Raw genomic sequence first — 7,588 nt, 5'->3', positions numbered from 1 at the left:
CCGCCGACACCGCTACGGACACCTCCGGCACCGCCGGTGCCCGGCCCGGCGGCCCCCCCGGGGTGGCGGCAGCTCGCCTCGAACGATCCTGAAGCTCCGCCCCGGACAGGCCGGTGACGAAGCTGAGATAGCCCGGCACCAGTGGAAGGACGCAGGGGGAGAGAAAGGAGAGCAGTCCCGCGGCGGCGGCGACCGGCGCGGCGAGCAGGACCGGCCCGTCGGTGATGAGCCCGACCACGCTCACCGCGGGTCCTCCGCCCCGGGCGAACGGCGCCCGCTCACGCCTCGGCCCGCAGACGGCTCAGCACGGGCTTCAGGTCGTCGGGCAGCACACCACCGGTGAACCGGGCCGCGATCCGCCCGTTCTGGTCGAGCACGAACGTCGACGGGAGGCCGGGAGCGACCGGCCAGCCCGCGGCGAGGGTGCCCAGCTTGTCGACGATGCTCGGGTAGGACTTGCCGTAGTCCCGCGCGAAGGCCTTCGCGCCGGAGACGGTGTCCTTCTCGTTGACACCGAGGAACGCCACCGTGGGGTTGTCCTTGGACAGCTGGACCAGGCCTGGCGTCTCCGCGCGGCAGGGAGCGCACCACGAGGCCCAGAAATTGATCACAACGATCTTCCCTCGGTAGGACGCGAGGTCGAGGGAGGTCCCGTCGAGGGTCTTACCGGACAGGGGGGGTGCGGGATGCCGGTTTCCGGGAGCGGCGAAGTCCTGCCCGGCCGCCTGCTGGACGAAGCCGTAGCCCCCACCACCGGTGGCGTCGACCGAGTTCGCCCCGGGGGAGCAGGCGGCCAGCAGCCCGGCCGCCGCGAGCGCCACGGCGGCCGGGGCGACGCGTCCCGCCCGGCGGGCACGGCGGGCCGACCGGGCCCGGCGCATCCGCCGCATCGGGGCAATGCCTGTCACCAGCGTGTCCGAACTGTCATCCGACGCGGACCGCCATCCCTTCTCCGCCACGCGAACCAGTATGTGCCCTGCCCCTTCCCACCCGGGAACCTGTCTACGACCAACTGTAGAACTCAACTCAGGGTAGGTGTCGGGGCCGCGAGACGCGCATGGGCTTCTCGACAAAGGACACCTGTGGGCTCCATGCCAGGCGGGCACCGTTCTGTCGCCGGGCAGGCACCGTTCCGCCGACGTCACCGGCCGCCGGCCACCGGCGGGACCGGGAGCGGACGGTAACCGCGGATCTGAAAACGGGCCGTGACGGGGGCACTCCCGGGGAAGGCGGTTTCGGCCCGCCGGCGCAGCTGGTCGGGCGCACGATGATGGCCGGTCGGGCCCATCAGAGCCAGGTCGACGATCTGGTCGGTGTTCAGCGTGAGCGGAACGTCGACGCGCTCGACGATGATCGGCTCGAACCGTCCGGTGGTTCGTTCGTCGAGCCGGTCGCTCTTGCCCGCCTGTATCCCGACGAGTCCGAGCGGGCCGTGCAGCTCGGCGAGATGGCCCGGTCCGGGGGTAACGACGATGAGCAGCCCGTCGGGGCGCAGCACCCGGTGCATCTGGGCCAAGTTGCGCGGCGCGAAGACGTCGAGGAGCACGGCGACGGCGTGGTCGGCCACCGGCCAGGGGGCGGCGACGTCGAAGGAGACCGCGCCGATCCGGGGATGGGCACGCGCCGCGCGACGCAGGGCGTACTTCGAGACGTCGACGGCGATGCCGACCGCGTCCGGCCGCGCACCGACCACGCCGGCCAGATGGTGCCCGGTCCCGGCACCGATGTCGAGAATCACCCGACCGGGCGACCCGGATAGCCCGGATGACCCCCCGGGGACGGGATGCGCGATCTGGGCCAGTCGGGCGGTGAGCGGCCCGTAGTGGCCACCACCGAGGAAGGACTCCCGCGCGGCGACCATGACGGCGGTGTCGCCGACGACCCGCCGAGTCCGGCCGGTGCGCAGGTTGGCATAGCCGCTGCGGCCGACGTCGAAGTCGTGCCCGGCGGGACAGCGCAGGGATCTGTCCGTCCGGTGCAGCGCGTCGCCGCACACGGGGCAGCGCAGGAACGGCAGCACGGCCCGCAGAGACGCGAGGGCGGGCGGGACAGCGACGGCCGGCGCCGGTGACTCGGGACCGGTGGAGTTCGTCAGGCGCCGACCGATCCAGGCGTGTTCGCGGTCGGCCCGTTCGGCTCCGCATACTGGACGCCAACGAGCTCGGACTCCCGGTAGACGGCCGTGGTGACGCTCGCCAGCCCACACTGCCGCCGGTCGGGACGGTGCCAGAGGGGCACCCCCTCCAGGGCACGCCGAGCCGTCCAGACCGGAAGCTGATGGCTGACGAGCACGACGTGCCGACCGGGGTGGGCATCGCGCCATTCCGCGACGGCCACGAGCATCCGCGCGGCGATCTCGTCGTACGGTTCGCCCCAGGATGGGCGGAACGGATTGAGCAGCAGGCGCCACAGGGCGGGGTAGCGGACCACCGCCGGGCCGGCCTCGAACGTTCTGCCCTCGAAGGCGTTGCGGCTTTCGATCAGCCGCGGGTCGGCCTGGACGGCGAGTGCGTGCGCCGTGGCGATGGGCGCGGCGGTCTGCTGAGCACGATCCAGCGGACTCGCGACCACGGCCGCGACGTCCAGCTCCGCAAGGAACTCCGCGGTGACTTTCGCCTGCTGCTGGCCCTTGTCGGACAACCGGAACCCCGGCAGCCGGCCGTAGAGGATCTTCTCCGGGTTGAAGACCTCGCCGTGGCGAACCAGATGCACCCGGGTCAACGGAGCCGGCTCCGTCATGCCCGCCCCTCGGGAGAGGCGGAGACGGTCACCGGTTCGGGTACCGCCGCGGCGGCACGTGCGGCCGCCGGTGCCGCCGCGGCGATCCGCTCCACCGTCTCGTCGTCATGCGCGGCCGAGACGAACCACGCCTCGAACGCCGACGGCGGCAGGTAGATCCCGGCGTCGAGCATGCTGTGGAAGAACGCCGCGTACCGGGCGGTGTTCTGCGCCTGGGCACCGGCGTAGTCGACCACGGTGGCGGCGTCGGTGAAGAAGAAGCTGAACAGCGATCCGGCGCTGCTCGGCAGGTGGGCCACGCCCTCCTCGGTCAACGCGGTCGAGACGATCCCGGCCACGTCGGCGGCGCGGGTGTCGACAGTGGCGTAGACCTCGTCGGTGCAGGCCCGCAGAGTGGCGAGTCCGGCGGCGACGGCGATCGGGTTACCCGACAACGTGCCCGCCTGGTACACCGGGCCGGCGGGTGCGAGCCTGGCCATCACGTCCGCCCGCCCGCCGAAGGCCGCCGCGGGCAGCCCGCCGCCCATCACCTTGCCGAAGGTGAACAGGTCCGGCGACCAGTCCTCGATCGCGCCCTCATTGCCCCACCAGCCGGCGCGTGAGATGCGGAACCCGGTCATCACCTCGTCGAGGATGAGCAGCGCGCCGTGGATGTCGCACAGCCGGCGCAACCCGGCGTTGAAGCCGGGCAGCGGCGGGACGACCCCCATGTTGGCGGCGGCGGCCTCCGTGATGACCGCCGCGATCGTCTCACCGCGCTCGGCGAAGGCCGCCTCGACCAGCGCGAGATCGTTGTAGGGCAGGACGATGGTGTCCGCGGTGGCGGCGCCGGTGACTCCCGGGGTGTCCGGCAACCCGAGGGTCGCCACTCCGGAACCGGCGGAGGCGAGCAGCGCGTCGACGTGCCCGTGGTAGCAGCCGGCGAACTTGATGATGCTCGACCGGCCGGTGAAACCCCGGGCCAGCCGCACGGCGCTCATCGTCGCCTCGGTGCCGGAGTTGACCAGGCGTACCTTCGCGACCGGGCCGACCCGGTCGACGATCAGCTCCGCGAGCTCCACCTCCCCCGGCGTGGGGGTGCCGAAGCTGGTGCCGGCCGAGACGGCGCGCGACACCGCCTCGACGACGGCCGGATGGGCATGGCCGAGGATCATCGGCCCCCACGAGCACACCAGGTCGACGTAGGTACGCCCGTCCGCATCGGTCAGATAGGGGCCGTTGCCCGCCACCATGAAGCGCGGCGTGCCGCCGACGGCACGGAAGGCTCGGACCGGAGAATTGACCCCACCGGGAACAACACGCTCGGCGCGCCGGAACAGCTCCTCGGATGCCGGCGCGGCAGACGGAACCACCATGCCCACGATCCTCGCAGGTCGGCCCCGCCTCCCGCGCTCCACGTGTCCGGTAGCACGCCGCGTCCCCCTCCGTGGTCCGTTGTTGACCGACCCGCCACCAGCGCTGGAAGCCACCGCTGGAAGCCGCCGGTGGACGGGGGTCTGCCCCGGCCGCCCACCGACGGCGGCTCGTGCGCCCGGTCCTCCCCCGGACACCTGCGGCCGTCGGTCGGCCGCTGTCCCTCCCAGGCCCCGACCCCTCCCAGGCCCCGGCGCTCGGCGATCCACCGCCGGTCGGCCCGATCTCGATGAGCGAGGACTACAGCGAGGGCTACAAGGAAGACGACGACGTTGCCCTGGTGGTTGTCCTGGTGCTGCTTGCCCTGGTGCTGCTTGCCCTGATGGTGCCCGGTGCGCCGCCCACACGACCCACTCCAGCCAATGATCATTTCGACTGCTCCGAGCTCACCGGGCCGGCGGCCGTCGAACGGAAGAACCCCATCTTGACCACCGATCCGCCACCGCAGCTCTGGGCGATCCTTGACGAAGCCGCAGTGCGCCGCATGGTCGGCGGACCCGAGATGGCGCGCGCCCAACTCGCCCACCTGATCGACATGTCCCGCCGTCCCGGGATCACGACCCAGGTGCTCCCGTTCCGCTCGGGGGGCACACGCGGGCCTGAGTGGCCCGCCTACTGGCGGCGGAACACGGCATCCGACAGTTCCTGGACATCGGAACGGGACTGCCGCCCCCGAATCTGCATGAAGTCGCCCAAGGGGTCGCACCCGAGTTACACATGCCGCACGGCTCGGACGCCGTACACCGACCACCGCACCGCCGGACCCTTGTTGACGATACCGACCCGATCCAGCCCCAGAGAAACTGCGGCAGCACGGCTCGCCGTGGCCTCCTCCCCGGCGTCGTCGAGCCAGCAAGGATCTATGATCATGGTGTTACGCGGCAGGACCTTCGGATCCAGCAGGCTTGAGAGGAGACGCGATGATTCAGGATCGCGGCCGCTTCGACCTGCCCCTGTACAGCGTCGCCGAGGCGGGCCGGCACTTGGGCGTGCCGACGTCGACCTTCGCGACCTGGGCCTACGGCTACACCCGGCACGCACCGGGCCGCGCCCCGGTCCATGGTGAGCCGATCGTCACCGTGCTGCCCCGTCAGCGCCATGGCACGGCCGTCGTGCCGTTCATCGGGCTTGCCGAGGGGATGATCCTGGCAGCCATCCGAGCCGCTGGAGTGCCGCTACAGCGGATCCGCCCCGCGTTGGCCCGCCTGTCCGAGCAGTTGGGGATCGAGCACGTCCTCGCCTCACGCGCCCTGTACACCGACGGTGCCGAGGTCCTCTACGACTTCGCCGAGAGCCAGGGCGACACGCCCGAAGCACGTGGAGCCCGGGAACTAGTCGTGGTGCGCAACGGGCAGCGGGTGTTCGGGGAGATCGTCGAGTCCTACCTCCGGCTGGTGGAGTTCGCCTCGGACGGCTACCCCCGGCTCATCCGGCTACCGCGGTACGAGCCCGGCTCCGTCATCGTCGATCCTCACCGTGGCTTCGGCCAGCCGATCTTCACTCACGGCGGCGCCCGCGTCGAAGACGCCCTGGGCCGCTTCCACGCCGGCGAAGCACTCGCCGAGGTGGCGGAGGAATTCGGCGTGCCTCTCCCTGATCTTGAAGGCGCCGTCCGTGTCGCAAGCAAAATCGCCGCCTGATGACTCGACAGGTCGCCACCCTGCCGGGCTTCCGCACGTCTTCATCGACCGCAGCCTCGGCCGCATCGCCGTCCCCCGATTGCTCCGAGACGCCAGGCTACGGCTGACCACGCTCGCCGAGCACTACGGCATCCCACAGGACGAGGACATCGCGGACGTCACCTGGATCGAGGACACGGCCCGCCTCGGCTGGGTCGTGTTCATGAAGGACGCGCGTATCCGCTACCGCCCCGCCGAACAGGAAGCCGTCCTGACACATCACGCGCGATGCTTCTACATAACCCGGCAGGACCTACCGGGTGCTGCGATGGCACAGTGGCTGCTCTCGAACCTGCCCGCGATCACGACCGCCTGCACCGAAGCAGGCCCTTTCATCTACGCCGTCCACGCCATGGAGATCCGCAAAATGGACATCAGCTCACCCCAGCCCCGGTAGTTCCTCCTCACCCACCATCGACCGGAGTCGCACCATCCGTGATTCAGGTAGACGCCGGTTAGCCGCGTCTTCCGTCGCTTGATAGGTACAACCAAGGGGTGGTACCGATCGTCCTTGGGCAGGCCTTGGGCTTCTCACCAGCATCTTTAGGCAGCCGGCCGGCCCCTGGGCCGCACCCGTGTTGCACACGCTGCACGGCTCGGACGTAGTACGCCGGCCACCGCACCGCCAGACCCTCGTTCACGACGCCGTCTCCGAAACAGCCCCGAAGAAGCCGAAGGCGGTCTAGTACGGTCACGTAAACCGGGACTGTAAAACAAACTTGACAGACCCCTCGCTGTGGCGGTGGAAGTTGACAGGCGTGACCGGTCGAGAGCCTCGCCGGCCGCGCCCGCCCTCTTGAGTGCCTTCGACTGGTTACGTTCGACGTGCGGTGAGGATGAGCCGTCTGGCGCCTAGCTCGTAGGGCGTGCCCTCCGGCCCGGCGTACCGCCTGATGGCGGTGAATCCGCCGTCTGTGAGCAGTTCGCCCAGTTGACCACTGGTGTAGATGTGGTGAATCGCGGCCGCATGGAGTTCCTCGGTGCCACGTTTGAATGCGTACCGACTGATCAGCCGGCTTGCCAACGGGTCGTACTCCAGGTTTGTCTCGACAGTGATATCTCCGGTCACCATGGTGCTCGGCTCACCGGTGTAGGTGGGCAGAATACTCTCGGCCGTCGCCCCGAAGTCGACGATCAGGCTGCCGCCAGGACGGATCGCCCGAGCCAGGCTCGCGATGAACTCCCGGGTGCCGGCCAGGTCCAGATAGCCGAAGCTGTTGCCCAGGCAGGCGGCCGCGTCGAACGAGCGATCCACCGGGATCGCCCGCATGTCCGCGAGCACGAACTCGACGTGTAGACCGGCCTGCTCTGCCGCCCGGCGGGCATGGTCAATGGCCTCGGCTGAGAGGTCGACGCCGGTCACCCGATGGCCGCGCCCGGCGAGAGCGATACTGTGCCGACCGCTGCCGCAGGGAACGTCTAGGATCCGGGCCACCGGCGGCAGACCGAGCGCGGCCTCGATGAACTCGACGTCAGCCGCGGTCATTTCGGGCGACGCCGCCCGCCGCCAGAACTCGTTCGGAAGTTCGGTAAAGAAGTCCGCGTACCACGCAGACGAGATATCATTTGACAACGCCAGAATCTCCTCATGGAGTACATCAACACGAAAAATTGATGTCACCAGGCACACCGAGGTCCGACGCTGGTCAGCAGTCGACCTCGATCACCACCACGCCATCCAGGCCGGCGGTGTCCGGTGGCCCGGGACAAGACCCGGGGCAACCATGGCTTCCTCCACGCAAGGCGTCGGGCCGTAA

7 protein-coding genes and 3 pseudogenes are annotated in these 7,588 nt (G+C 70.1%); 4 read left to right on the top strand and 6 right to left on the bottom strand.

The window, feature by feature from the left end:
* The 5 genes and pseudogenes from AC08OV_RS22040 to hemL form a co-directional block, all read right to left on the bottom strand.
* Positions 1-244, bottom strand: a pseudogene (locus tag AC08OV_RS22040) (cytochrome c biogenesis protein CcdA); the annotation flags it as partial.
* 34 nt (positions 245-278) lie between these two features.
* Positions 279-908: a TlpA family protein disulfide reductase gene (locus tag AC08OV_RS22035; protein WP_476615892.1), complete on the bottom strand. Its 630-nt coding sequence runs from the start codon at positions 906-908 to the stop codon at positions 279-281.
* A 233-nt stretch (positions 909-1,141) separates the two neighbouring features.
* Entirely contained in the window at positions 1,142-2,020 is an 879-nt protein-coding gene (locus tag AC08OV_RS22030; protein WP_476615893.1) for a putative RNA methyltransferase, read from the bottom strand.
* Positions 2,021-2,091: 71 nt separating this feature from the next.
* Positions 2,092-2,739: a histidine phosphatase family protein gene (locus tag AC08OV_RS22025; RefSeq protein ID WP_476615894.1), complete on the bottom strand. Its 648-nt coding sequence runs from the start codon at positions 2,737-2,739 to the stop codon at positions 2,092-2,094.
* On the bottom strand, positions 2,736-4,094 hold the full coding sequence (gene hemL, locus AC08OV_RS22020; RefSeq protein ID WP_476615895.1) for a glutamate-1-semialdehyde 2,1-aminomutase: 1,359 nt from the start codon (positions 4,092-4,094) through the stop codon (positions 2,736-2,738). The genes AC08OV_RS22025 and hemL overlap by 4 nt, the downstream gene beginning before the upstream one ends.
* Positions 4,095-4,381: 287 nt before the next feature.
* Between hemL and AC08OV_RS22015 the strand changes: the two are divergent.
* The 4 genes and pseudogenes from AC08OV_RS22015 to AC08OV_RS22000 form a co-directional block, all read left to right on the top strand.
* Positions 4,382-4,696 (top strand): annotated as a pseudogene (locus AC08OV_RS22015) (Scr1 family TA system antitoxin-like transcriptional regulator); the annotation flags it as partial.
* A 65-nt stretch (positions 4,697-4,761) separates the two neighbouring features.
* Positions 4,762-4,863 (top strand): annotated as a pseudogene (locus tag AC08OV_RS22010) (SAM-dependent methyltransferase); the annotation flags it as partial.
* Between the two features lie 209 nt (positions 4,864-5,072).
* Positions 5,073-5,792: a DUF433 domain-containing protein gene (locus AC08OV_RS22005; RefSeq protein WP_476616135.1), complete on the top strand. Its 720-nt coding sequence runs from the start codon at positions 5,073-5,075 to the stop codon at positions 5,790-5,792.
* Positions 5,767-6,228 (top strand): PIN-like domain-containing protein, encoded by a 462-nt coding sequence (locus AC08OV_RS22000; protein ID WP_476616134.1) that lies wholly within the window; start codon positions 5,767-5,769, stop codon positions 6,226-6,228. The genes AC08OV_RS22005 and AC08OV_RS22000 overlap by 26 nt, the downstream gene beginning before the upstream one ends.
* A 417-nt stretch (positions 6,229-6,645) precedes the next feature.
* Here AC08OV_RS22000 and AC08OV_RS21995 read toward each other — a convergent pair whose 3' ends face one another.
* On the bottom strand, positions 6,646-7,404 hold the full coding sequence (locus tag AC08OV_RS21995; RefSeq protein ID WP_476616133.1) for an SAM-dependent methyltransferase: 759 nt from the start codon (positions 7,402-7,404) through the stop codon (positions 6,646-6,648).
* Between the last annotated feature and the right edge of the window lie 184 nt (positions 7,405-7,588).

The sequence above is a fragment of the Frankia sp. CeTa3Moorea genome (assembly GCF_978021225.1).
Note: the sequence above shows the minus strand (reverse complement) of the source record. Positions and strands in the feature narration are given on the sequence as shown.

Excerpts from the sequence above, each read along its gene's own strand:
- AC08OV_RS22025 (WP_476615894.1), bottom strand. The coding sequence starts at position 2,739 with ATGACGGAGCCGGCTCCGTTGACCCGGGTGCATCTGGTTCGCCACGGC.
- hemL (WP_476615895.1), bottom strand. The coding sequence starts at position 4,094 with ATGGTGGTTCCGTCTGCCGCGCCGGCATCCGAGGAGCTGTTCCGGCGC.
- AC08OV_RS22005 (WP_476616135.1), top strand. The coding sequence starts at position 5,073 with ATGATTCAGGATCGCGGCCGCTTCGACCTGCCCCTGTACAGCGTCGCC.